Raw genomic sequence first — 25,349 nt, 5'->3', positions numbered from 1 at the left:
TGTTCATTTTTGGCTATGATGAGTATGGTATGCGGAGAAGGGTAGAAAAATTTGTGGAATACCCAGAAGTCATCAAGAATAATAGTGGATTCGTTTGTGCGTGATGGAATTGATCATGCTCACTGCGCTCTTTCGTTAGATGAGAAGAACATTCCCATCTAAGTTCGAATATGTTACAAAACGGAGAGCCAAGAATTACTTTAATGAGGGATAATCATGCTAATTCGTTACAAAAAAGCTCATGAGAAAATAGCCATGGGATTATTGAGTTTTATGCCAAATGAAAAAGATATTAAAAAACTGCAACAATCAATTAAAGACTATGAAGAAATGGATTCGCTGCAGCTTTTTCTTTGGAAAGAAGAAGATATTATTGGATTGCTTGGAATTGAATGGGTTAGCGAGAATGAAGTCGAATTAAAAGACATTAGCGTAAATCCTTCTCATCGTCATCAAGGAATTGGTAAACAGATGGTCGAAGCACTCCGTGAGATGCTCAGCGATGAAATATGTATTAAAGGAAATGAATATACAGGCACTTTTTTTGAACGGTGTCACCTAGAAGAGAACATGAAGTAAACGATTGATTATAAGCAGAAAAGGAACGGCTTAGCCGTTCCTTTTCTGCTGTTTTAATTGTTGTTGTTGCTTTCTTTCTTGGATAATTTCTGATCGATCTCTTCTTGTGTGACGATCAATCAGTTCAATGTTAGCAAGATCACTTTTGCTACCATAAATACAACCGAGTTCAAGACATCTATTTTGACACATGGTGATAAGAGCATTACTTGTAAGCGGAATTTCAAAGCTGTCATATGGTAAAGCTTCGTTGATTCGTTGAAGTTCGAAAGTGAGATTTTCAGAAAGCTCATCAACATTGATAGCTAAATTCTTAAGTTCTTCTCTTTCCTTTAATACAATGCGTTTCGCATTCGTAATCATTCTTTTGGCACCAGTGAAGTTACCACGGCGATGATGGTAGAGTCCAACAGCAATTTGGATAAGGCCTACCCAATGAAGCTTACGACTTTCTCGAGGATCTTCCTTCCAATGTTCTTCAAGAATCTCATGACACTCAAAATAGTCACGAAGACCGTGGAAATGAGCCAGATATTCAATATAAGCTTCTGGATACATACTGATTCCTCCGTTTCTTTTGTAGTGTAGCACATGAGCGCGAGGCATCGAAAGTGCATCGCTTTATCGATCACATTTAAAGAGACCGTCATCTGTTGTATAGTTGAAATATGATATAATCGGTATACTCGATGGACATGAATAAAGGAAGATGGAAAATGATGCAATATAATGTAAAAGTAGATGCATTTGAAGGTCCGCTGGATTTACTACTGCACCTTATAAATAAGTACGAAGTTGACATTTATGACATACCGGTCTCGCAAATTACGGATCAATATTTAACCTTTGTACACACCATGCAAGAGTTAGAACTTGATATAGCGAGTGAATATCTTGTCATGGCAGCAACGTTACTTGCGATTAAAAGCAAAATGCTTCTACCGCAAAAAGAAGAAGAAATATTGGAACAGGACCCGGACTTTGAGGATGATCCTCGTGATGAACTAGTTCAACGTCTTGTTGAATACAGAAGATTTAAAGAAGCAGCAAATGATCTGAAGAAAAAAGAGTCTAGTCGAAGTTTGCTCTATGCACGACCACCTGCTGATATAAGTGAATACACCCATGAAGACGATCAAACATCAATAGGGGATGTTACTTTATACGATATGCTTGCAGCATTTCAAAAAATGACGAGGCGAGTAAAAGATAAAAAACCAAAGCGGACCACAGTTCAAAGTGAAGAAATTCCAATTGAAGCTCGGATGAATGATATCCGTCATCAGTTGCAAGGAGGCGCTAAGAGACGCTTTAGTGAGCTCTTTAGTGAAGAGGATCGCGGGCATATGATTGTCACGTTTCTCGCTGTTCTTGAACTAATGAAAACGAGAGATGTAGCATGTGAACAAGATCAAAACTTTGGTGAAATCATGATTTTTGAACGAGAAGGGAAGGCATCAGTGTGACGAATGAAGAAATAAAGAGCATTATCGAAAGTCTTCTATTTGTAGTAGGTGACGAAGGGATTACTGTCAAATCTCTTTGTGAAACTACTTCATTGAAAGAGGACACCCTTCTAGATGCACTAAAAGACCTGCAACAAGAGTATGATGATAAAGATCGTGGTTTTAAAATTAGCTTCATTGGTGGGGGGTATCAGCTCACGACAAATGCTAAAAACGCGTCTTACATTGAGAAGCTGGTCGAAACACCTGGCAACCATACGCTTTCGCAAGCTGCTCTTGAAACGCTTGCGATTATCGCTTATAAACAACCGATTACGAGGGTTGAAATTGAAGAGATTCGAGGCGTGAAAACGGATAAGCCCCTTCAAACTTTGATGAGTAAATTACTCATTAAAGAAGCAGGACGAGCTGAAAAAGCCGGCAGAGCGATTCTTTATGGAACAACTCGAGAGTTTCTTTTTCATTTTGGATTAAGCTCAATTAAAGATCTCCCGCCACTTCCAGATGGTAGCGAAGATAAGGAAGAGGAAGAAGCAGACCTGTTTTTTGAGAAGTTTCAGGAAATTCCAGAATAAACTTACGTAATTGGTGAAGGAGGATAATCGATGAAAGTCGTTGATGTCACCTATGAACACCTAAAGAAGGAGCGTTCCAATTCTCCTGAGGATTCATTTGTTCGCTCAACCGTTACTTATGTTCAGGATGGAACTAAAAAAAGATTCCATGTCTTGTATCCCGCTATTTTTGGAGAAACGGCAAAGGCTAAAGGGATATGGGGGTATGATCTACCCTTACAGGAAGCTGTTGCTCTAAGTTTCCTTTCGTTTTATCCAGGAAGAAAACGGCTCTATATGAATACTGAAGAAGAGTTTTTTCGCCTGCTGGATAAGTCGGATTTATCGCAACTTTACGCGAGTTTAATTGAAATTAAGAAAAATAAATCTAAGAATACGTTAAATAGTGAAAAGATGTCTCTAGATTGAGACATCTTTTTTCCGTTTTAATAAGCAGCAATATAAGAGAACAAATCCCGCTCCGTTAGAACTTTTTGTATAAAAATCAGGAGGATTTCGGAAACTAGTTGAAAAGGTAAAAGGAGTAAAAGCCAATGATCCTATCAATCGGGAAATGTTTACCCCCTCATTGCCTCGAACAAACGGAAGCTGCCGCATTCGCAAAAAAACAGTTTGGTCACCATTTTAAAGATATTGAACGCTTGCTTCCTGTTTTTCAAAGTGCAGAAATTGATACAAGATATTTTGCGATGCCGCTAGAGTGGTACAGTAGTGGACCAACCTTCGAAGAAAAAAACGAAAAATATATTACGCTTGCTGTTGAATATGCAAAAAAGGCAGTAGAGGAGTGTCTTCAGAATCCCGTTTATCTAAAAGAAGCTGTGAGCTGTGAAGAGGTAGATGCGATCTTTTTTGTCTCAACAACAGGAATTTCAACTCCAAGTATAGAGGCAAGACTTATGAATGTTCTTCCATTTTCCCTTCATACAAAAAGAATTCCGATTTGGGGTCTTGGTTGTGCAGGAGGAGCTGCAGGCATAGCGAGAGCTAGTGAATACTGTCTAGCTCACCCTGAACAGGCTGTTCTTGTTATAAATGTAGAGTTGTGTAGCTTAACTTTTCAGCACGGGGATTATTCCAAAAGTAATCTTATAGGTACGGCATTGTTTGCGGACGGAACCTCTTCCGTTTTAATGATTGGAGAAAAGTCACCAATTAAGAAACGGTCCAACATGAGCAGTCTGCCAAAAGTAGTAGCGACACGCTCAACCCTAATGAAGAATTCGGAAGACGTAATGGGCTGGGAAGTAAGCAATGAAGGCTTGCATGTTGTTTTTTCGAAATCGATTCCATCAATTGTTGCAAGTTGGCTTGAACCAAATGTTTTACAATTTCTTAGCTCAGAGAAAAAGACTACCGAAGAAATCAATTATTTTATTGCTCATCCTGGGGGGACAAAAGTTTTGACAGCTTACGAGGAAGCACTTGGGTTCAGTCGTGACATGACATCTGTTTCGCGAGAAGTATTAAGAAATTATGGCAATATGAGTTCTGTAACGGTTGTATACGTATTGGACCAAATTCTACGAAATGGTTGTAAGGAAGAGGATATTGGACTTATGGCAGCTCTTGGACCCGGGTTTTGTTCAGAACTCTTGTTATTAAAATGGGGAAAAGGAGGGGCATAAATGAGTCTTCTGTTTGCGGGGATTTTTAGTATTCTAGTTATTCAGCGTTTAGGTGAATTAATGCTTGCGAAGCGTAATGAGAGGTGGATGAAGGAGCGAGGAGCGAAAGAAATAGGTCACAACCACTATAAATATATCGTGATACTGCATATCAGTTTTCTTCTTGCTGTCGGTATTGAAACTATATTACGTGGCTTTTCATTGTCGGTCATTTGGACAATCATGTTAGGGATATTTGTTCTGGCACAATTTCTTCGTTTTTGGACAATCAAAAGCCTGGGACGGTTTTGGAACACGAAAATTATTGTTCTGCCAGATGCTAACGTTGTCAAAAAAGGACCGTACCGTTATATAAAACATCCAAATTATATGATTGTTGCCCTCGAAATCATTTCACTCCCACTTATTTTTTCCTCTTATATTACGGCGATTGTGTTTACACTTTTAAACGGGATTTTGTTAGTGAAAGTCCGCATTCCAATTGAAGAAAAGGCTTTAAAAGATGTCACAGATTATCGAGTTGTATTTTCAAACGTAAACGAGGATTGATAGACATATCCCACGATTCATGCTCATAGACTTGTACAAATATAGAGCCTAAGGGACGTGGATGTCATGATGAACTCGTTGAAGACAAAAATTGGCGTCTTAATATTAATTGCAGCTCTGCTGTTTCTAATGATTCCAGGAGAGGCTTTTGCGAATGGAATTGGTGTTTCAGCAAGAAGCGCGATACTAATTGAACAAGAAACAGGAAGGGTCCTTTATGAAAAAGACGCGTACTCCCAACGAAGAATAGCCAGCATTACAAAAATTATGACTGCAGTTCTTGCGATTGAATCAGGCAAAATGAATGAGAAAGTAACAGTGAGCCGTAATGCTGCTGGGACGGAAGGATCCTCTTTATACTTAAAAGAAGGAGAAAAAATAACGCTTGAAAACTTAGTGTACGGTTTAATGTTGCGCTCGGGAAACGATGCCGCGGTCGCGATAGCTGAGGAGGTTGGTGGCAGTTTAGAAGGTTTTGTAACGTTAATGAACCAAAAGGCAGAAGAGATCGGGATGTCGAAGACGGTATTTATGAATCCACATGGTTTGGACGATCATGAAAATCATCTCTCAACAGCCTATGATATGGCCTTGCTAACTCAGTATGCCATGAATAACGAGACGTATCGAATTATTTCAGGAACAAAAGTACATAAGGCTCCCAATGAAATGGAAGAGTGGGATTATGTATGGCGTAATAAGAATAAGCTTTTAACAAGTTTATATTCGGATTCCACGGGTGGAAAAACGGGTTACACAAAACGAGCAAAAAGAACGCTCGTTTCAACCGCAGAGCGAGATGATATGACACTTATTGCTGTAACGTTAGATGCGCCAGACGATTGGAATGATCACATATCCATGTTTAATTGGGGATATGCGAACTATGAACTAACCCTTCTTGAGCCTAAAGGTAAGCTAAAGAACGTGAAGAAAGAACCATACAAGGATAACGTTACGTTAAGTAGAGATCTTTCATATCCGTTAGCAGAAGATGAAAGGGATCAGGTTGAATCAACCATCCAACTCGTAGAGCCACCGGATAAAAATAAATGGGATGAACTTGGATCGTCTGAGCCGGTCGGTATGTATTATGTGAAATTAAATGGTGAAACAATTATCAAAGCACCGATTATGTACGAAGGAGATAAGGAAAAAAACAAAGGATTCTGGGGCTTTTTAAAAGAGCTTTTTTCATTCGATAGAGGTCGTGAGCTCAATGGTTAATCTCATATGGGCCGGCTTATTCCTGATTGGCATCCTTTATGCCCTTATAAATGGAACGATGGAAGACGTGAATAAAGCAATTTTTACAGGTGCAGAAGAAGCCGTAGCAGTTTGTATTGGGTTGTTAAGTGTTCTTATTTTTTGGCTTGGTTTAATGAGAATTGCTCAGAAATCTGGTTTACTTGATCTATTAGGGAAAGGGTTTAAACCAATTGCTAGAAAACTATTTCCTGAGGTACCACCAGATCATCCAGCTATGGGCTATATTCTTTCCAATATGATGGCAAACATGTTTGGCCTCGGTAATGCGGCGACGCCGATGGGGATAAAAGCTATGGAAGAACTTAAAAAGCTTAATGACATGAAAGACAATGCGACAAGATCAATGGTTACGTTACTTGCTCTTAACACTTCTAGCTTAACGCTAATTCCAACAACCGTGATCGCGATTAGAATGAAGTATGGTTCTGTTTCGCCAACTGAAATAATAGGTACAACCATTGCAGCAACGGCGTGCTCAACAATCGGGGCGATTCTCATCGATCGTTTTTTTTATAGGAGAAGTAAAGGGGGGGGTTCGACGTGAATATGTCGATTTGGATTATCCCTCTGATGATTGGGTTTATATTAGCGTATGGAACTTGGAAAAGAGTACCTACCTATGAAACGTTTGTAGAAGGTGGGAAAGAAGGACTTTCTATCGCGGTCTCGATCGTCCCTTATCTTGTTGGCATGATGGTTGCCATTTCAGTGTTTCGAGCTTCAGGAGCTATGGCTTTTCTAAGTAGTTTGTTAAAAGTTCCTTTAGAAGCAATTGGCGTGCCAACAGAAATAGTGCCGTTGGCCCTTGTACGTCCAATATCTGGGACAGGTGCGCTTGCGATGACAACCGATATTATTAGCACTTATGGGCCAGATTCGTTCATAGGAAGATTAGCTTCTACCATGCAGGGTAGCACTGATACAACCCTCTATGTCATTACGGTCTATTTTGGAGCGATCGGAATTAAGCGCATGGGGAACGCCCTGAAGGTAGGCTTACTAGCAGATCTTGTCGGAATTGCAGCAGCGATTTTGTTTGTTACGATCGTCTTTGGGTAAAAGCCATCTCGCATGGCTTTTTTTAATGCTAACAGAAGGTTTGGAAAATTCTTGTTTGAGCATAATAAATGATAGAATGAATCTGTGCTTGAGGTTTGACTGTGACAAGAGTATGATGTTTTAGTGAGGTGAATTTAATGGAACGTTTGCAGAAAGTAATTGCTCAGGCTGGTGTAACTTCCAGACGAAAAGCAGAAACATTGATTGAAGAAGGTAGAGTGAAAGTAAACGGCAAAGTCGTTACTGAACTCGGGACAAAGGTATCTGAACGCTGTAAAATCGAAGTGAACGGGATTCAGGTAGAACGCGAAGAACCTGTTTATTTTTTGTTTTATAAACCAACAGGCGTCATATCAACAATAGATGATGATAAAGGAAGAAAAGCGGTTACCGATTATTTTCATGAAATCGAAGAACGAATTTTTCCTGTTGGAAGACTTGATTACGACACGTCAGGTGCTTTACTCCTAACAAATGATGGGGATTTTGCGAATAAGCTTATGCACCCAAGCTATCACGTAGACAAAGTGTATGTGGCAAAAGTGAAAGGCTTAATGAATAAAGAAACCATTCAAAAGCTTGAGAGAGGCGTACAGCTAGAAGATGGCAAAACCGCTAAAGCACGCGCAAGAATATTATCAGTCGATAAGCAAAAAGAAAAGTCGATTGTAGAATTAACGATTCATGAAGGGAAAAACCGTCAAGTGCGTCGTATGTTCGAAACTTTGGGTTATCCTGTTCAAAAGTTAAAAAGAGAACGTTACGGATTTTTGGAACTAACTGGAATGAATCCTGGAGATTATCGTGAACTAAAACCTTACGAAGTAAAACAGCTGAGAAACCAAGCTGTCACACAAAATTCAAAAAAACGATAAGGTTCCGACTTAATGACACGTTATAGTGAGAGTAGTATTGCTTTGTTTGATTGGAGTTGGTTCGATGAAGAAGAAAAACCGGCTGATCGTGCGGACTGTTATATTGGCTATCGTCTTTATAGCAGTCGGCTATACGTTCTATACAAACTTTTTTGCAAATGAAAGCGGAATCGTACAGGCCGGAGATCAAGCACCTAACTTTATATTAACTGATTTAAAAGGAAATGAAGTTGAGCTTGAGGACTACAGAGGAAAAGGGGTCTTTCTGAATTTTTGGGCAACCTATTGTGAGCCTTGTAAAGATGAAATGCCTGCTATGGACAAGAAGTATAAAGAATACAAGGAAAAAGGTGTCGAAATATTAGCAGTGAATGTTTCAGAGCCTAAATTAACAGCAGAAAGCTTTGCTGATCGGTATAATCTTAGTTTTTCAGTATTGCTTGATAAAAGCAATGATGTAACAAATCACTATGGAGTAGGCCCAATTCCAGTTACCTTTTTAATTGATAAGGATGGAAAGGTTATTCAAAAAACGGAAGCTAGTCTTTCAGAGGAAGTTATTGATCGTTATATGAAGCGAATTCAACCGTAATGGGGTGTTCCAATGAGCAACAAAAACATCACCTGTGAATGCGGACATGTGAACCCTTATGGAACTGAGATATGCGAAGTATGTGGTAAACCGCTTAAAGGTGATTTAGATTCTAAGCAACTACTTAATATGAGATATGAAGGAAGTGCACGGAGGTCACAAACGTATAAAACAACGATTATTGATAAGATCTGGAATTTCTTTTCATCCGTTAAGGTAGGAATTTGGATCATTATTTTACTACTTGTCGCTTCCGCAATAGGCACAATTTTCCCTCAAGAAATGTACATACCGCCGCTGTCAGATCCGACAGTTTACTACAAAGAACAATATGGCGTACTTGGTCAACTCTATTATGACCTAGGTTTTCATAATTTATACGGTTCCTGGTGGTACATGCTCTTAATTGCAGCACTTGGACTATCTTTAATCGTTGCCAGTCTTGACCGCTTTATTCCGTTATATCGCTCTCTAAAAAAACAGCGTGTTATTCGTCATGAGAGCTTTATGAAACGTCAAAAATACTTTGGTGTAACAGAAGTCAATGAAAATACGCCAGACTTGCAGGGTATTAAAGAAGCTTTAGAAAAGAAAAGGTATAAAGTAAAAGAAGAAGAAGGTCACCTATTCGCCGAGAAAAATCGTTTTTCAAGATGGGGACCATATGTGAATCATATTGGACTTATACTATTTCTGATCGGTGGCATGCTTCGCTTTTTCCCAGGAATGTATGTTGATGAAGTTCTCTGGTTAAGAGAAGGTGAAACAGAAAAAATAAAAGGTACCGAAGAAGCTTATTATTTACAAAGCGACGGATTTATATTAGAAACGTATGACAATAACGATGAAAAATTCAAAAATGCGATTGAAGAATCAGGACAAGCAGCGGTTGCGAAAAACTATCAAACTGACGCTGTTTTATATAAGCAAGTTGGTGAAAGAGTCGCGGGAACCGATCCTGAACTCGAGAAAGTGAAGGAGCATCCTATTCAAGTAAATAAACCGCTTAAGTTTGATGGTTATGCGATTTATCAAGTAGATTATAAGTTGAATGAACTACAAACGATGTCATTTACAATGGATAATAAAGACACTGGTGAATCTGTTGGAGACCTTTCAATTAATCTATATAATCCTGATAAATCATATGATCTTGATAATGGGTATCGCGTAGAAGTGATGGATTATTTTCCAGATTTCGAGTTTAATGATAAAGGGGAACCAACGACTAAATCGAAAATTCCCAATAATCCTGCTTTTATCTTGAATATGGTTTCTCCTGAGCATCCAGATGGCGAAGTTGCTTTTGTGGCGATTAAGCAGAACTTAGAACCGCTTGGGGAAAATGACTACAAAATGTCATTTCAAAACGTAGATACAAAAAATGTGTCCGGCCTTGTTGTAAGAAAAGATAATACTTTATGGATTCTTGCTATCGGTGGTGCAATCTTTATGATTGGTGTCATTCAAGGAATGTACTGGAATCACCGTCGAATTTGGGTGCGAAGAACAGATAAAGACATCTGGTTATCTTCTCATACAAATAAAAACTGGTATGGTTTAAAGCGTGAACTCGAAAGTATCTCGACTCAAACTGGACTTCAAATGCCGATAGACCAGGCAGAACAAAAGAAATAGATTGTTAGCACCACGAAGGGAGGCAAGATAAGATGGCTCAATTAAGCAGTAACTTGCTTTATGTCGCTTTCTTTATCTACTTTGCAGCGAGTATCGTTTTTGCTATTTCTCTATTCGGGAGGAAATGGCGAAAGTCAGATGAGGAATCTCATGCAAAAAAATGGGGAATGTGGGGATTTATTCTTTCAACGGTTGGTTTTCTTTTTCAACTGAGCTATTTTATTACAAGATGGATTGCAGCAGGGCATGCGCCTGTTAGTAACTTATTTGAATTTACAACGTTCTTCGGGATGGCGATGGTCTTCGCTTTCTTGATTATATATCTGATCTATCGAAGTAATGTTATCGGGGTTTTTGCAATGCCGGTAGCCATTATTGTTATCGCTTATGCAAGTGTGTTTCCATCCGACATTCAGCCGCTTATTCCAGCTCTACAAAGTAACTGGCTTAAAATTCATGTAACGACGGCTGCACTCGGCGAAGGGATATTAGCCATTAGTTTTGCTGCTGGCCTTGTTTATCTTGTTAAAACTGTAAATCAGAAGAAAGCAAGCAAGTCTACTTTTTGGCTTGAATTTGTGATGTATTCTTTAATAAGTACGATTGCCTTTGTTATCCTTTCACTTGGATTCGAAGCTGCAGGCTATTCATCTACTTATCAATTTGTTGATCAGAATGAACAACAGGTTACAGTAGACTATACGTTACCAGCACTAGCTGGTCCAACTGATGGGCAATATGTTAGTGGGAATGAATTTGGGCCTCTTTTTGAAGCTCCTAGCTGGATGAAAGGAGAGAAGGCTGCTCATAAGCTAAATACGCTCATCTGGTCAATAGTAGGAGGCCTGGTCCTATATGGTCTAATTAGGTTGGTTTTACGTAAGCGAATTGGTGCTGCAATTCAACCTGCCCTCAAAAATGTTAATGAAGAACTAGTAGATGAAATTCAATATCGAGCAGTTGCGATTGGATTTCCGGTTTTCACGCTTGGAGCTCTAATCTTCGCGATGATCTGGGCTCAGGCTGCCTGGACGAGGTTCTGGGGGTGGGACCCTAAAGAGGTGTGGGCGCTTGTAACATTCCTCTTTTATGCGGCGTATCTCCATCTACGTCTTTCAAGAGGCTGGCAAGGTGAGAAGTCAGCATGGCTAGCAGTAGTAGGTTTTGTCATCATCATGCTAAACCTCGTAGTTGTAAACCTTGTTATTTCTGGGCTTCATTCTTATGCATAACAAAGAAAACCTTCACGCATAGTGAAGGTTTTCTTATAAGGTAGGGTAGTTTGTTTATTTGTTCAAAAGGTAGAACATGCTAAAGGGAAGACTTATTATGAATACATAGATTCTATGATATATCGCAAATGGACTTCCTTTACTGGTCTGTAAAGCTAAATACATGATAGAATAGAACGCATGAGCTCATGTGGGAGGTAATCTTCTTGGAAAAAGACGCACGAATTTTAGTTGTAGATGATGAAGAGCGTATTCGAAAGTTGCTACGTATGTATCTTGAAAGAGAAAACTATGAAATTGAAGAAGCGGAAAACGGAGAACAAGCACTTGAAATGGCCATCGAAGATGAATTTGATCTCATTTTGCTTGATCTGATGCTTCCGGGAATGGACGGAATAGAAGTCTGTCAGCAAATGCGTGAGCAAAAAGCGACGCCTGTTATTATGTTGACGGCAAAAGGTGAAGAAGCCAATCGAGTTCAAGGATTTGAAGTTGGCGCAGATGACTATATTACGAAGCCATTTAGTCCGAGGGAAGTCGTTCTCCGCGTGAAGGCATTGCTTAGAAGGTCATCAACGACAAAATTTCTACAAACAGAAACAACCACAAAAAATGTAATCGTATTTCCGCACTTAACCATTGATCATGATGCACATCGTGTCCTAGCTGAGGAACAAATTATTAATTTAACACCCAAAGAGTATGAGCTTTTGTATTATCTTGCAAAAGCGCCTGACAAAGTATTCTCTCGTGAAGAACTGTTGAAAGATGTATGGAATTACGAATTTTTTGGTGATCTTCGTACTGTTGACACTCATGTGAAACGACTTAGAGAAAAGTTGAATAAAGTTTCTCCAAAAGCTGCTGCAATGATTTCAACAGTTTGGGGTGTAGGGTATAAGTTTGAGGCTGTTAAAGAGTAATGATTTGGAGAAGTGTTGTAGGTAAGCTTTGGCTTACTATTATCCTGTTAGTTGCATTTGTATTATCGATCTTAACCATTTTATTACTTCAGTTTTTTGAGGATTTTCATGTGGAAAAAGAAGCCGAACAGATGGAGCGACTAGCAAATAAAGTGGCTTCTGTTATCGAGCGATATGATGATCGAGATCAAGCGCTTGAAACTGCCTGGGAAATCACAGACTTTTACCCGACAGGGGTAATGATCATTGATAAAGAAGAAAGCGGAGAGTTATGGTATTCACCAAACTCACACGGTTTACCGCAATTACCATTGGAAGTTTTTAAAGATGATCCAATTCTTAATGGCGTTTTTACTGAGAGAGAGACGGTTGTAAAACAAGGTGATTTTGAAACAAATCTTAATCCAGAGTCACATAATGAGCTACTAATCGTTGGAGTACCTATGGAAGTTGATGGCGAAAATGATAGCGCGGTATTTCTATATCAATCGCTTGATGTGATTGCGAAGACAACCAGTCAAGCCCGAAATTTAATCTACATAGCTGCTGGAATTGCCATAGTTTTAACCACCATTTTTGCATTTTTCTTATCAACTCGCATCACTGCCCCATTATTGAAGATGAGAGAAGCTGCTACACAGGTTGCGAAAGGGAAATTCGATACAAAAGTACCGATGGTTACTCATGATGAAATCGGAGAACTCTCTGTCGCTTTTAATCGGATGGGCAGACAATTAAATAACTATGTTACCGCTTTAAATCAGGAAAAGGAACAGCTTTCCAGTATATTGAGCAGCATGGCTGATGGCGTCATAACGTTTGATAAAACTGGGGCGATATTAAGTACGAACCCCCCTGCTGAGCGATTTCTAAAAGCGTGGTACTACGAACAGGGGATGGAAGAAGATCCCGAAAAAGAAGTGCCAGAAGATATTAACGAATTGTTCAGTTTGGTCGTTATGCTTGAGCGGGAACAGCTAACTGAAGTGGAGTTGCAAGGAAGAAGTTGGGTCGTTGTCATGACTCCACTATATAATCAGTCTACTATTCGTGGTGCAGTTGCCGTATTCCGAGATATGACAGAAGAACGTCGGCTTGATAAATTAAGAAAAGATTTTATTGCGAATGTGTCACATGAGCTACGAACACCAATTGCAATGTTGCAAGGGTATAGTGAGGCGATTGTGGATGACATTGCGAGCAGTGATGAAGAGAAGAAGGAAGTAGCTCAAATTATTTATGACGAGTCTCTAAGAATGGGCAGGCTCGTGAACGAACTGCTTGATCTTGCAAGAATGGAAGCTGGTCACAATGAATTACACTACAGCAGTATTCATTTGCAAGACTTTGGTCAGAGGATTTTAAGGAAGTTTTCTGGTCTTGCCCGAGATCGAGAAGTGAACTTAAAATTCCATGTATCAAATCAAGATCGAATGTTGATGATTGACCCGGATAGAATCGAACAAGTATTAACCAATTTATTGGATAATGCAGTTAGACATACCCCTGGTGGAGGTGAAGTGAGCTTACTGATCACTTCACTTGAAAAAGGTGTGCAATTTGATGTTACAGACACAGGATCAGGGATTCCAGAGGATGATCTTCCGTTCGTATTTGAACGCTTCTATAAAGCAGATAAAGCCCGTACAAGAGGAAGATCAGGTACAGGTCTTGGTCTTGCGATTGCTCGCAACATTGTAGAATCGCATCTGGGTCACATTTCCGTCCACAGCAAAAGTGGAGAGGGCACGACATTCTCCTTCTTTATTCCAGAGAAGATTGAGTGATTGAGTGACAGGCACCGCTCACATATTGTCGAATTGATGTAAATCAAAGAAGCTTCCGTAATTATTCGGAGGCTTTTTTCGGTGAAGTAAAGAATGATTGATAGAAAAGAAAGCGATAGAGGTATCCTTTCGTCTCGTTAATACGTTACAATAATGATGGGAAGTGTCAAACTAGTTCGATAAAAGGAGCTGTAGCTATGTACACGGATTATCACAATCACCTTGAAAAAGGAACGTTAACTCTTGATTATTTATCTCAGTTCGTTGAAGAAGCAAAGCGAAAAAATGTGAGTCATTTTGGTATCTCTGAGCATGCTTATCATTTTTATGAAACGCAGAACATATTAAGTAATCCATGGGTCAATGAACGCAGGTGGTATAACATGGAGGACTATGTTCATCTCTTTCAACAAGCAGAAGAGAAGGGGATGGACGTTAAGATGTCAATTGAGATGGACTACACCCCCGGAAAACATCAAGAGATGAAAGAATTTATTTCTCGTTATCAGTTTGATTACGTGATCGGATCGATTCATTGGGTAGAGGACTTTGGAATTGATTTAGCGGAATATCGTCATCTTTGGGACGAAAGAGATATTAACACCGTCTATCGTAAATACTTTGATCAAGTCGTTACGCTAGCTGAATCCAATTTATTTGATATTGTCGGACATCTCGACCTAGTAAAAATCTTTAAATATAAACCTGAAAGTCATGACTTTCTACTTGAACAATATGATCGGGCCACGAACGCTTTATCTCAATCAAAAACATGTGTTGAAATAAGTACAGCAGGTTTAAGAAAGCCGGTAGGTGAGCTCTATCCAGATCCAGAGCTTCTAAAAATGTGCTATGAAAAGGACATCCCTATCGTTCTTTCTTCGGATGCTCACGTACCTACAGACGTAGGTGCAGATTATGATCAAGCTGTAGCTCTTGCCAAATCCGTCGGCTATTCAAAACTGATGACATTTGAAAATGGAGAGCGTAAACCAATTAATTTATAAAAAAAGGAACGAGAGCAAAATACTCTCGTTCCTTTTTTATGTTTAAACACCACCAATTTGCTCAACTTTCACGATATCTTGAACATCTTCTAATGTTTCTTCTATATTTTTAGGCAATGGCGCATCAAATGATAACATCATAATCGCTTCGCCCCCAGCTGTTTTTCTACCAACTTGCATCGTGGCAATGTTAATGCGGTGTTCACCAAGTACTTTTCCTACATTACCAATAACGCCTGGACGATCGTTATGTTGTATGTAGAGAAGATGGCCCTGAGGATGGAAATCGATATCGAACCCGTTTAATTGTGTGATTCGATCACCATATTCTTTAATGTAAGTACCTTGAAGGGAGAAGGCTTCTTTGTCTCCTTGTACCGAAACTGAAATAAGATTGGAGTATCCATGTGTTTCAGAACTATGCTTTTCCCCGTAAGTAATGCCTCTTTCTCTCGCAATCGAAGGTGCATTTACTTCATTTACAGTGGTATCTAGTCTTGATTTTAGGAAAGAAGCCATCAAGTTTCTTGTTAAGATAGCGGTGTCCAACTCAGTCAACTTACCTGCATACGTTACGTCAACTAAATTCGCAGCTGATTTCATACATTGGGAAAGAATGCTACCCATTTTACGCGTAAGTTCATAATAAGGTTTAATCTTTTCATATTCTTCCTTTGAAAAACCAGGTAAGTTGATTGCATTTCGAATTGGTTTTTCTTTTAGAAAATGAAGGACTTCTTCTGCTACTTGAGCAGCGACGTTAAGCTGCGCTTCTTTCGTAGAAGCGCCAAGGTGTGGGGTGGCAATCACTTGATCATAACGAAGGAGTGGATGATCCTCCTCTGGAGGCTCTGCTACAAAAACGTCAAGTGCTACGCCGCCAATATGTCCTGAATCAAGGTATGGGATAAGTGCCTCCTCATCAATAATGCCACCACGAGCACAGTTTATTAAGAAAACGCCTTTTTTAGTTTTCGCGAGCGTTTCTTCGTTTAAAAGACCGCGTGTTTTTTCAGTTAGTGGTGTGTGAACGGTAATAATATCTGCAGTTGCTAGCAAGTGATTAAATTCAACAGACTGAACATCTAATTTTTCAGCTCGATCGTTCGTTAAGAAAGGATCGAAAACGACCACATCCATCCCAAAGGCTCTAGCTCTTCTGGAAAGTTCAGTACCAATACGTCCCATACCAACAATCCCAAGTGTTTTTCCATTAAGTTCGGTTCCGACATATTGTTTTCTCATCCATTTGCCACTTTTTAAAGAGGATGTTCCCTGAGGAATGTTTCGGGCTAGAGAAGCCATCATTGCAAAAGTATGTTCTGTCGTGGAAATCGTATTGCCATCTGGAGCATTGACGACAATAACGCCTCGCTTTGTGGCAGCATCAATATCAATGTTATCTACTCCAACACCGGCTCTTGCAACAATACGTAATGCAGGCATTTGATCAAGCACTTCTGCAGTTACTTTTGTAGCGCTTCTTACAAGCAAAGCTTCATACTGATTGAGACGATCACTGAAATCATTTAAAGATCCAATGTCACATGTGAGCGTGCTTTCATTTAACAGCGGCTGTAAACCATCTTCCTTAATACCATCAGTTACTAGAACGTAAGCCAACTTCTCCACTCCCTTTGTCTATCTCTTCTCATTTTTTAGAAAACTCAATACCTTACTTTTTACCATGAAAGCACTAAAGTGTCAATTTGAACAATAACATTTCTTTTTAAAAAATAATAAAAAATCCCTGATTTAAAAAATCAGGGATTTTTAATGGGACCTATTCAAATTTTGTTGCGTCGCCATCAAATGACTCATCAGCAATTTTGATTGAATCAGTAGGACAACCCTCAAACGCATCCATCATATCTTCATGAAGCACTTCTGGGATCTCGACGATACCTTCGTTGTCATCAAGTGTTACAAAAGCGATACCTTCATCGTCATAATCATAAATATCGGGTGCGGCTGCGCCACAAGCTCCACAGGCAATACATGTGTCTTTATCTACAATAGTATACTTAGCCATGATTTAACCTCCTATTCAATACTTCTATATGCCTTTCATCGTCCTTTTATTCGTAAATGAAAGTTTTTAATAATCTTATTGTAAAGGTGATGCCTTGACTTTTCAATAGTTTAATCCTTTTATTAGCATCTAAATGAATGTTACCCGGTTTTAAAATAAGTAAACAGTTGAAAAAATTTGATACAATAATGGAGAAGGAAATAGGTGGTGGATTTATGGAATATTTCGACGGTGTGCTATTATATATTTTTGACCGGTTTAAGGGAGAACGTTCACTATCTGCCGTATACCATCTTCTAACTGGAAAGAAATCGTCTCAAACGATACAAGATGGGAAGCTTTTTAAAGTAGGGAGTTTCTTTGGGATTTTAAAGAAGTTAAAACGTTCAAAACTTGAACAGCACGTTTTCGCATTACTTGAGGCGCAGTTGATTCAACCAAATCAACACGAAGGATATCAAATCACTTCAGGCGGAAAAGATGCTTTAAGTGCCTTTTTAGTCACGAAACCGATACCGAATTATTTAGCGGGTTGGCAGTACCATCAAGTAAGTGAATTATTTTGGCAGCGGCTTAGTTTATTCATGCAAAGCCTTTCTTATTCAATCCATGGCAACATGAATTTTTACCCAATTAGTAAAGATGAAGCAATACAAAATTGGGTGAAAAAGCATTTTCCAGTCAAGAAAGAAAAGAGAGTACTTCTCGCAGAAGAACTGTTTCAGGAGATTCGATCGCACCTTCAAAAACTACCAGATCCCCATGCTTCTTTTTTTATTATGAGGCTAAGTGGCGAAGGGAGAACGGGGTTGACCGTTCATCAACTAGCGGATGTGCACAAGATAAGTTATGAAGAAGCAATGATCTGTTTTCAAGGTGTCATTCATGGTTTACTCTTCCAGGTTCAGCATAATGCAGCGCAATACCCGATTCTTGCTTCAATGATAGAGGGAACAAGCGGCCAGTTGCCACTAACTTTATCTACAAAGCAAACTTATAAACTTCTTGAAGACGGAATGACGATTGAAGAAATTGCCCATACTCGAAGGCTCAAGCGAAGTACAATTGAGGATCATTTAGTCGAGATTGCGATAAATGTTCCGGAATTTTCAATAAGTCCATTTGTAGATCCAAAGGCACAATTAGAAATCAAGTTAGCTAGTAAGGAAATCAACAGTCAGCGATTAAAATTAATTAAGGACTATATGAACGATCAATATTCCTATTTTGAAATTCGATTAACTCTTTGCAAAGAAGGGATTTAATGTCGTTATCAGACTTATTATATCAGCACTTTGGCTACCGCGAATTTCGCTATGGCCAGGAAGAAATTATTACGGATGTACTCAATAATAAAGACGTTTTCGCCATGCTCCCTACTGGAGCTGGAAAATCACTATGCTATCAACTCCCATTATATGCGGGGATTTCTCCAATTCTTATCGTATCGCCATTAGTTTCGTTAATGGAGGATCAAGTCCAGCAATTAAAAGCGCAAGGTGAAAAAAGAGTCATTGCGTTAAACGGATTTCTGGATTTTGAAAAGCGAAAAGGTATTTTAAAGGATTTATCAACTTTTTCCTTTATTTATGTCTCCCCAGAAATTCTACAAAATAAATATGTTTATCAAGCCTTAAAAAAATTAGATGTTGGATTAATGGTTATAGATGAAGCTCACTGCATTTCTCAATGGGGCCATGATTTTAGAACGGACTATCTGAAGCTCGGAGCTATTCGTGAAGCGTTTGGTCGTCCACCACTCCTTGCTCTTACCGCAACAGCTACGGAAGATGTTCGCCGTGATATTCTTCGCCAGCTAAATATGAGCGACCCCGCCATTCATGTACATAGCGTGGATCGACCTAATATAGCGATTAAGCTAGATAAATTTCCCTCTCTTGAAACCAAGATCGAGGCAGTTAAGGAATACGCCCTTGAATTGAAAGGACCAGGTATCATTTATTTCTCAAGTCGAAGTTGGGCAGATAAACTAGCGAAAGCATTGAGTCGTGAAGGTAGAAATTGTGCGTCATATCATGCGGGAATGGAACAGGAGGACCGTCTCTTAATTCAACAACAGTTTCTTAATGATGAGCTATCGATTATATGTTCAACGAATGCTTTTGGGATGGGGATTAACAAAAGTAATATTCGATTTGTGATTCATTTTCACCCACCATCTACAATTGAAAGCTATTTGCAAGAAATAGGGAGAGCAGGAAGAGATCAATTACCATCCATTGCGATTCATTTACACACAGAAGAAGATGAGTTCTTACCACTTTCCTTTATTGATTCGGAGCTTCCAAAAGAACATGAAGTGAAAGAAGTCTTACTCGACTTTGTTGGGAGAGAAGGATCAGCCTACTCCAATCATCACCTTGAGCGTGAAGGAGATCGATTTGGCTACACTGAGACAGCATGGCGCTATTTGCTTCATCAGTTAGAAGGATTAGGAGTGATCAAAGAAAGAGTGATCCAATCTTTTGATGTCGATATGAATTTAGCAAGAATTCTAACTGCAATAGAACGACACAGAAAAGCAAAGCTTATAAAATGGTTTCGATTTAAAAGCTGGCTAGAAGAAAAACAGTGTAGAAGAAAAGGTTTATTAGAAAGGTTTGGAGAACCTAATCATATCATTGAACCTTGCTGTGATTATTGTGGGCTAAACCTTCAAGAATATAAAGGTAGTAGAGATCAAATCAACGTTTCCGACCAGCGTGCATTTGATTGGGAAGCTGAATTGAAGCGGCTGCTTACCGTAAGCAAGGAGGACCACGGTGAGGAATCGACAGGCTGAAGCAGTAAAACAGTTAACAGATCGAGAACTGTTATTGAATGTGTATTTAACTCAAATTATATTGGTTCTTCTAGCAAGTGTAATGAGTTTATTTTTGTTTCAAGATTTGTGGTTTTTCGCAGATCTAATCCATTTTACTTGGACAGAGATCATCGTTTTAGGTGGGGGCACAGCATTCCTTGTAATTGGTATTGATCTCATTCTTATGAAAACACTACCTGAAGAGAAGTTGGATGATGGAGGTATTAATGAGCGAATTTTTTCTCGTCTTTCAATTTCTCATATTTTCTTTTTGTGTGCTATCATTTCATTTAGTGAAGAGCTGTTGTTTAGAGGTGTTATCCAAACAAGTTTCGGATTAGTCCTTTCAAGTTTGTTATTTGCGATCATACACGTTCGGTATCTTTCTAAACCTGTCTTATTTAGTTCCGTCGTTGTGATTAGTTTCTTAATCGGTGTTTTGTATGAAGTGACTGAAAACTTAATGACAACAATCACAGCTCATTTCTTAATCGATTTTGTTATGGCTTGTCTCATAAAGCAGAAAGCACGAAGGTGATCACATCATGAAAGGTGAGTTTAATGAAAAGCGAAAGTCCACTGCCTTCTAGGAAGGAATACCATCGAAATAAAAGTGCAAAAAAAAAGCAGTCGAGTCGAAAGAGAAATGAAGAAAAAGAAATGCCTTCTTTCACATTAATTCGAGTACTCGCACTACTGTTTATTGGGATGGTTTCTCTATTCTTGTTGTATTCATATTTTTTGTAAAATCGCTATAGTTTAAATTGATTTACCCCCACTGTCGTAACAAACCAAGCTCCTGCATAAACTAGATTCAACAAAGGGGGGGATATAGTGGACGCATTAAAGGAGTGGAACCTTCCACAACCACAGTCGAAAGTTACCATCGTTCTGTTGCAAGAATTAGTAGAACGAAAGATTGTTGAAAAGCAGTATAAAGCGAAATCACAGTCTTACGGATATATCCTTGCGTTTTTATTAGTTAGCATGGGGTGTTTTTTTTGGTATGAGCTAGAAAACAGCACCTCTTTTTTTGTGAATGAACTTACTTTTAATACGATTCCTATGCTGCTAATATTGGTTATTAGTAGTGTTGTTACTTACTTTCAATTAAGGAAGTTTTCAAAAAAAACCAAGAAAGCTGAGGATGAATATGAGTCCTTAAGACTGGAGATATTAGATCGAAGTGATGAACTATTTGAAGGTCAAAAACAATGGGAAAGTCGTCATGTTGTTTTTAAATATTTAAAAGAGGAATACGACATTAATCTTTATTATAAATAAACTGTTACCTTTGCTCAGGACAACCAAAGAATAGGTACTGTTCAATTTGAAAGTTGTTTCCGTTAATGGAAAGTTCATCTTCATCGAACATCTCAATCTTTCCGAAGGCGACAGTATCTTTTAATTTTGGGCAGAAAACTTCGACGGGCATACCCAAACGACGGTTAAAATCCAAGTCTTCATTCCCTAACAGTGATTTGGTTTTAAGTTTATTAATCATTGAGCCATCATCTCCGTTTTGTTGTGTACGTTCTTGAGTGATCTTGTTATGATCTAATCTTACCTTAAAAAGACTGAATCTTCAAGAAATTAAAAAGCCCAATTTACGGAAGAAAACGATGCATTTCACCATTAATTTTTATTTTAGAAGGATATTATCTCAGAAATGTGGTATTAATTAAGAGTAGTGATCTTACAAAGAGGTGATAGCCATGTACGTACGAAGCGCAATGAAACCGATTCGAGAAACTGTTTATGTGAATGATGACACAAAGTTGGATGAAACACTCAAATTATTAAAGGAACGAGAAATCGATGGTGTGCCGGTTGTTAATGGAACAAAATATGCTGGAATTGTAACGTTTAATCGTATTTATAAAGCATTTTTTAAAAGTGACATGACTGATAAAGAAAGATTCTTGTCGGAAACTACTGCAGGAGAAATTGCCTACCAAAAAGATGTAACGGTTGATCAAGAAGAAGTGTTTGAGAATACTCTTCTTTTAGCAAAGAATGCTCCTCTCGTAGCAGTCGTCGATCAAAATGAGCATTTTATTGGCATCATTACGCGATCTGATATATTGGATCAATTTCAAAGTGCATTTGGCATGCGCAAGCCTGGTATAAGAATCGCATTTGCATCTTCAGAGACAGAAGGAAGAATTGCTAGGCTTGCTAAAATCGCAAAAAGTTTTCATGAAAATATTATCTCGTTGTCCACATTCGATGAATCTAACCAGAATGTCAGGAGAATTGTAATGAAGATTGAAAAAAAGGAAAATATTGATCAATTCATTGCAAAACTTGAACAGAATGGATTTAAAGTTCTTGATATAAAAGAAGTATGAGTGAATAGTACCCATAAAGCCTCCTACTCTTACATACGTTAGAGTGGGGGGTTTTACTATGCCGCTTCTATTAATAAGAATTGTAGCGATTTTCGGTTTGTTGTATATAGCGGAAAGTAATTTGAATTTTAAAAGCATGACATTTACAGACCTCATGTTAAACAGCGGGCGTTATGGGTTTGGAGCGCTTTGTTTTTTGTTTGGGTTTCTTTTTGTAGCTCGCGTTATTAGAGAACATGTGGAGGGGTTTATTGCATTAGGGATTAATAATAAAGCTCACCTCATTACGTTATTACTAGAAGGAAGTTTATTAGTTGTTGTATATTGGGTATTATTTGAAACGAACAAATGGTTGTCACTTGCTTCACTTGTGATGGCATTTAGTTACGGTGTTTTAACTGCTAATATAAGAGCGGCAAGAGAATTAAAACGCTTTCAGAGGAGTAATGATGCATGATTTATTTTGTTGGCCTTGTTTTAATTGGAATAGTGCTACTAATTTACATGTGGATTGAAGCACACCTTAACAGAGTCATTAGGAAAGAGATTGATGTCGAAAATCTACCAGAAAATTTCGATTCATATCGAATCTTTTTTATTTCGGATACTCATAATCGATCTATATCGAACAAAGTGTTAGAAAAAGTAAGAAACCAAGTTGACATTATCGTTATTGGTGGAGATGTTATGGAAAAAGGGGTCTCTTTTGATAAAGTTCGCCATAATCTAAAATCTCTCCGGGATATAGCACCTTGTTACTTTGTATGGGGGAATAATGATTACGAAGAAGACCCCGTCAAACTTGAAAAACTGTTAATGGATGAAGAGATTATCATGCTTAAGAATCGAGCAGTAAACCTTAAAAATAGTGGCGAGGGAATAAGTTTAATAGGTATTGACGATCTTTCAACAGAAAATGCCTCACTAGAGGATGCAGTTAAAGAAGCCACCGAAAAAACAAAAATACTGATCAGCCATAATCCCGATATTAAGCGGAACTGGCCTGACAATAGTGAAATACAACTTATTCTTTCTGGTCACACTCATGGAGGACAAATACGTTTATTTGGGTGGGGAATTCGAGAAAAAGGGGGCATTAAAAAAGTTAAAGGAACGACGGTCGTCATTAGTAATGGGTATGGTACGACAACGTTACCTTTAAGACTGATGGCCCCTGCAGAATCACATATTTTTATATTAAAAAGGAAATAAATACAAAAAAATTACCGATTTGCTTATACAAAGTTTACACAAACATCATTCACCCCTTATACTAGGTGTGATAAGGGCTGTACTAGAGGGGAAGATGACGATGTCTGCAGGTAAGTATAATATAAAAGCGGTCTCGAAGAAATTGGGAATACAACCTGGGACCTTAAGGGCATGGGAAAGGCGTTATAATATTATTTCTCCGATAAGAAATGAGGCAGGTCATCGTCTTTATTCGGAAGAACATATGTCTATCTTAAAATGGCTTGTCCAAAAAACAGAACAAGGTTTTACAATTAGCCAAGCTGTAGAATTGCTTGAAAATGGAAATGATTCAACAGATACAGATAGTATGGGAATTGATATGGAAAGAGATCGAGCTCATATACTTGCTGATGAAATATTAGAAGCGCTACTTGCTTTCGACGAGAATAAAGCTCAGGATTTGTTGAATCAGGCGTTTTCTGTGTTTAGTATTGATAAGGTAGTACATGACATCCTTGCCCAGCTATTAGTTAGGGTAGGAGAGCTTTGGGAAAATGAGAAAATAACGATTGCACATGAACATTTTACAAGTGCTTTTCTACGCTCAAGAATTGGAATGATTTTCCACACTCTACCCGTTGATGGATATCTTCCGAAAGTGATGGCGGTTTGCTCGTCAGGAGAATACCATGAACTTGGTTTGTTGATTTTCACTCTTTATTTAAGGAGAAAAGGTTTTGAAGTCATTTATCTAGGAGCAAGCATTCCTGAGGATGATATTGAGACGGTTGTGGAAGATACGGATCCGAAAATATTATTTTTATCATGTACGTTAATGGCAAACTTACCAAGGTGCCTTGACCTCGTTGATCGCCTTGATGAGCGCTTCTCTGATTTAACGATTGGTATAGGTGGAGCTGCTATAGGGCATTTACGAGGGGAAAAGAGACAGGCCTATGACTCCTTTTTCGTTGGTAATAATAAAGATGAGTGGGATGTTTGGATTAAAGATAAAATTCAAAAGCTGACTACTTAAATGGATAGTTGACATGACTTGTCTAAGCTTCCTTTTACAGTGTAAACTAGAAGAATATCGTCAACCAAGAACCATCTTTGTATTATCACATATAGTATGAATAAAGGATTTGCGGGTGACAGACGGTAGGGGGGAAATAGATGCGTCTTGAACGTTTAGCGTACGACAAAATAAAGATTTTTCTAACTTATGATGATTTAAATGAACGTGGAATTACGAAAGAAGAGCTATGGCAGGACGTACCGAAAGTTCACAGGCTATTTCGCGAGATGATAATGGAAGCTGACGATGAACTTGGCTTTAAAGTCGATGGACCAATTGCTGTAGAAGTGTTCTCGCTTCCTGCTCAAGGAATGGTTGTCATTGTTACAAAGGGTTCGGCAGAAAGTGATTTTGAAGATGACTATAATGACGAATACATTGAAATGCAAGTTACGCTCGATGAAAGCGATGAAGTATTTTATGAGTTTCGATCTTTTGAGGACGTGATTGGTCTTTCTAAAAGATTAATCAACGTTGGAATTTTAGGTGGTACTCTTTATTCCTTCCAGTCTCAATTTTATCTTAAATTTGATGAAGAGGAATTTGCTGAGTATGAATTAGATTCGTTAGTTGCGTTGCTTGCTGAATTCGGAAATCCTTCAACGATTACAAGCTATCGAGTAATGGAATATGGGAAGCAAATTATGCAATCAACAGCGATTGAACAGCTAAATCATTATTTTAACTAACA

Annotated in this window: 29 protein-coding genes; 25 read left to right on the top strand and 4 right to left on the bottom strand. The window is 38.5% G+C overall.

The window, feature by feature from the left end:
• The first annotated feature begins 216 nt into the window (after positions 1-216).
• A complete protein-coding gene (locus LCL91_RS06080; protein ID WP_098444030.1) occupies positions 217-579 on the top strand; it encodes a GNAT family N-acetyltransferase in 363 nt (120 codons plus the stop codon).
• 30 nt (positions 580-609) lie between these two features.
• On the opposite strand, the gene LCL91_RS06075 is transcribed toward LCL91_RS06080, so the two are convergent.
• The gene (locus tag LCL91_RS06075) at positions 610-1,137 is read right to left on the bottom strand and encodes a DUF309 domain-containing protein (RefSeq protein WP_224880877.1); all 528 of its coding nucleotides are present in this window, start codon (positions 1,135-1,137) and stop codon (positions 610-612) included.
• A gap of 161 nt (positions 1,138-1,298) precedes the next feature.
• Here LCL91_RS06075 and LCL91_RS06070 point away from each other — a divergent pair, with 161 nt between their 5' ends.
• The 15 genes from LCL91_RS06070 to LCL91_RS06000 all read left to right on the top strand — a co-directional run bounded on the left by LCL91_RS06070 (position 1,299) and on the right by LCL91_RS06000 (position 15,179).
• Complete coding sequence (locus LCL91_RS06070) at positions 1,299-2,045, top strand: segregation/condensation protein A (protein ID WP_224881228.1); 747 nt, start codon at positions 1,299-1,301, stop codon at positions 2,043-2,045.
• On the top strand, positions 2,042-2,620 hold the full coding sequence (scpB, locus tag LCL91_RS06065; RefSeq protein ID WP_224880875.1) for an SMC-Scp complex subunit ScpB: 579 nt from the start codon (positions 2,042-2,044) through the stop codon (positions 2,618-2,620). The genes LCL91_RS06070 and scpB overlap by 4 nt, the downstream gene beginning before the upstream one ends.
• 30 nt (positions 2,621-2,650) lie before the next feature.
• Positions 2,651-3,028, top strand: coding sequence for a hypothetical protein (locus LCL91_RS06060; protein ID WP_224880873.1), 378 nt, complete (start codon positions 2,651-2,653; stop codon positions 3,026-3,028).
• A 125-nt stretch (positions 3,029-3,153) separates the two neighbouring features.
• Complete coding sequence (locus LCL91_RS06055) at positions 3,154-4,248, top strand: type III polyketide synthase (protein ID WP_224880871.1); 1,095 nt, start codon at positions 3,154-3,156, stop codon at positions 4,246-4,248.
• Entirely contained in the window at positions 4,249-4,797 is a 549-nt protein-coding gene (locus tag LCL91_RS06050; protein WP_224880869.1) for an isoprenylcysteine carboxyl methyltransferase family protein, read from the top strand.
• 66 nt (positions 4,798-4,863) lie between these two features.
• Positions 4,864-6,024, top strand: a complete 1,161-nt coding sequence (locus tag LCL91_RS06045; RefSeq protein ID WP_224880867.1) for a D-alanyl-D-alanine carboxypeptidase family protein — start codon at positions 4,864-4,866, stop codon at positions 6,022-6,024.
• Positions 6,017-6,610: a nucleoside recognition domain-containing protein gene (locus LCL91_RS06040; RefSeq protein WP_160918945.1), complete on the top strand. Its 594-nt coding sequence runs from the start codon at positions 6,017-6,019 to the stop codon at positions 6,608-6,610. Before LCL91_RS06045 ends, LCL91_RS06040 begins: the two co-directional genes overlap by 8 nt.
• 2 nt (positions 6,611-6,612) lie before the next feature.
• Positions 6,613-7,125, top strand: coding sequence for a spore maturation protein (locus tag LCL91_RS06035; RefSeq protein ID WP_224881226.1), 513 nt, complete (start codon positions 6,613-6,615; stop codon positions 7,123-7,125).
• 137 nt (positions 7,126-7,262) lie between these two features.
• The gene (locus tag LCL91_RS06030) at positions 7,263-8,000 is read left to right on the top strand and encodes a pseudouridine synthase (protein ID WP_098444022.1); all 738 of its coding nucleotides are present in this window, start codon (positions 7,263-7,265) and stop codon (positions 7,998-8,000) included.
• Positions 8,001-8,064: 64 nt separating this feature from the next.
• Positions 8,065-8,592 (top strand): thiol-disulfide oxidoreductase ResA, encoded by a 528-nt coding sequence (resA, locus tag LCL91_RS06025; RefSeq protein ID WP_224880865.1) that lies wholly within the window; start codon positions 8,065-8,067, stop codon positions 8,590-8,592.
• 12 nt (positions 8,593-8,604) lie between these two features.
• On the top strand, positions 8,605-10,230 hold the full coding sequence (gene resB, locus LCL91_RS06020) for a cytochrome c biogenesis protein ResB (RefSeq protein ID WP_224880863.1): 1,626 nt from the start codon (positions 8,605-8,607) through the stop codon (positions 10,228-10,230).
• Positions 10,231-10,262: 32 nt separating this feature from the next.
• On the top strand, positions 10,263-11,462 hold the full coding sequence (ccsB, locus tag LCL91_RS06015; RefSeq protein WP_224880861.1) for a c-type cytochrome biogenesis protein CcsB: 1,200 nt from the start codon (positions 10,263-10,265) through the stop codon (positions 11,460-11,462).
• A gap of 206 nt (positions 11,463-11,668) precedes the next feature.
• Positions 11,669-12,385 (top strand): response regulator transcription factor, encoded by a 717-nt coding sequence (locus LCL91_RS06010; RefSeq protein ID WP_305077821.1) that lies wholly within the window; start codon positions 11,669-11,671, stop codon positions 12,383-12,385.
• On the top strand, positions 12,385-14,172 hold the full coding sequence (locus tag LCL91_RS06005; RefSeq protein WP_224880857.1) for an ATP-binding protein: 1,788 nt from the start codon (positions 12,385-12,387) through the stop codon (positions 14,170-14,172). Before LCL91_RS06010 ends, LCL91_RS06005 begins: the two co-directional genes overlap by 1 nt.
• Before the next feature lie 197 nt (positions 14,173-14,369).
• Positions 14,370-15,179 (top strand): histidinol-phosphatase, encoded by an 810-nt coding sequence (locus LCL91_RS06000; RefSeq protein WP_224880855.1) that lies wholly within the window; start codon positions 14,370-14,372, stop codon positions 15,177-15,179.
• Positions 15,180-15,221: 42 nt separating this feature from the next.
• On the opposite strand, the gene serA is transcribed toward LCL91_RS06000, so the two are convergent.
• Both serA and LCL91_RS05990 read right to left on the bottom strand, forming a co-directional pair.
• Positions 15,222-16,802 carry a phosphoglycerate dehydrogenase gene (gene serA / locus LCL91_RS05995; protein ID WP_224880853.1) on the bottom strand — a complete coding sequence of 527 codons (1,581 nt, stop codon included), beginning with the start codon at positions 16,800-16,802 and terminating at the stop codon, positions 15,222-15,224.
• 160 nt (positions 16,803-16,962) lie between these two features.
• Positions 16,963-17,211, bottom strand: a complete 249-nt coding sequence (locus LCL91_RS05990) for a ferredoxin (RefSeq protein WP_098444014.1) — start codon at positions 17,209-17,211, stop codon at positions 16,963-16,965.
• A gap of 215 nt (positions 17,212-17,426) precedes the next feature.
• Between LCL91_RS05990 and LCL91_RS05985 the strand changes: the two genes are divergently transcribed.
• The 4 genes from LCL91_RS05985 (at position 17,427) to LCL91_RS05970 (ending at position 21,319) form a co-directional block, all read left to right on the top strand.
• Positions 17,427-18,476, top strand: coding sequence for a helix-turn-helix domain-containing protein (locus LCL91_RS05985; RefSeq protein ID WP_224880850.1), 1,050 nt, complete (start codon positions 17,427-17,429; stop codon positions 18,474-18,476).
• Positions 18,476-20,014, top strand: a complete 1,539-nt coding sequence (locus LCL91_RS05980) for a RecQ family ATP-dependent DNA helicase (RefSeq protein ID WP_224880848.1) — start codon at positions 18,476-18,478, stop codon at positions 20,012-20,014. Before LCL91_RS05985 ends, LCL91_RS05980 begins: the two co-directional genes overlap by 1 nt.
• Positions 19,995-20,573, top strand: coding sequence for a CPBP family intramembrane glutamic endopeptidase (locus LCL91_RS05975; RefSeq protein ID WP_224880846.1), 579 nt, complete (start codon positions 19,995-19,997; stop codon positions 20,571-20,573). The genes LCL91_RS05980 and LCL91_RS05975 overlap by 20 nt, the downstream gene beginning before the upstream one ends.
• A 296-nt stretch (positions 20,574-20,869) precedes the next feature.
• Positions 20,870-21,319, top strand: coding sequence for a DUF2663 family protein (locus LCL91_RS05970; RefSeq protein WP_224880844.1), 450 nt, complete (start codon positions 20,870-20,872; stop codon positions 21,317-21,319).
• 4 nt (positions 21,320-21,323) lie between these two features.
• Here the strand turns inward: LCL91_RS05970 and LCL91_RS05965 are convergent, their stop codons facing one another.
• A complete protein-coding gene (locus LCL91_RS05965; RefSeq protein ID WP_098444009.1) occupies positions 21,324-21,539 on the bottom strand; it encodes a hypothetical protein in 216 nt (71 codons plus the stop codon).
• A 211-nt stretch (positions 21,540-21,750) separates the two neighbouring features.
• Here LCL91_RS05965 and LCL91_RS05960 point away from each other — a divergent pair, with 211 nt between their 5' ends.
• From LCL91_RS05960 to LCL91_RS05940, 5 genes are all read left to right on the top strand, one after another.
• Positions 21,751-22,386, top strand: a complete 636-nt coding sequence (locus tag LCL91_RS05960; RefSeq protein WP_224880842.1) for a CBS domain-containing protein — start codon at positions 21,751-21,753, stop codon at positions 22,384-22,386.
• Between the two features lie 58 nt (positions 22,387-22,444).
• Entirely contained in the window at positions 22,445-22,843 is a 399-nt protein-coding gene (locus tag LCL91_RS05955; protein WP_224880840.1) for a hypothetical protein, read from the top strand.
• On the top strand, positions 22,840-23,598 hold the full coding sequence (locus LCL91_RS05950; protein ID WP_224880838.1) for a metallophosphoesterase: 759 nt from the start codon (positions 22,840-22,842) through the stop codon (positions 23,596-23,598). The genes LCL91_RS05955 and LCL91_RS05950 overlap by 4 nt, the downstream gene beginning before the upstream one ends.
• Positions 23,599-23,692: 94 nt before the next feature.
• Positions 23,693-24,616: a MerR family transcriptional regulator gene (locus LCL91_RS05945; RefSeq protein WP_224880836.1), complete on the top strand. Its 924-nt coding sequence runs from the start codon at positions 23,693-23,695 to the stop codon at positions 24,614-24,616.
• A 140-nt stretch (positions 24,617-24,756) separates the two neighbouring features.
• Entirely contained in the window at positions 24,757-25,347 is a 591-nt protein-coding gene (locus LCL91_RS05940; RefSeq protein ID WP_098444004.1) for a genetic competence negative regulator, read from the top strand.
• Positions 25,348-25,349 lie beyond the last annotated feature (2 nt).

Source organism: Guptibacillus hwajinpoensis (assembly GCF_020171785.1).
GTDB classification, from domain to species: Bacteria; Bacillota; Bacilli; order Bacillales; family Guptibacillaceae; genus Guptibacillus; species Guptibacillus sedimenti.
The sequence above is the reverse complement of the archived record's forward strand: the minus strand, read 5'-3'. Positions and strand labels throughout refer to the sequence as shown.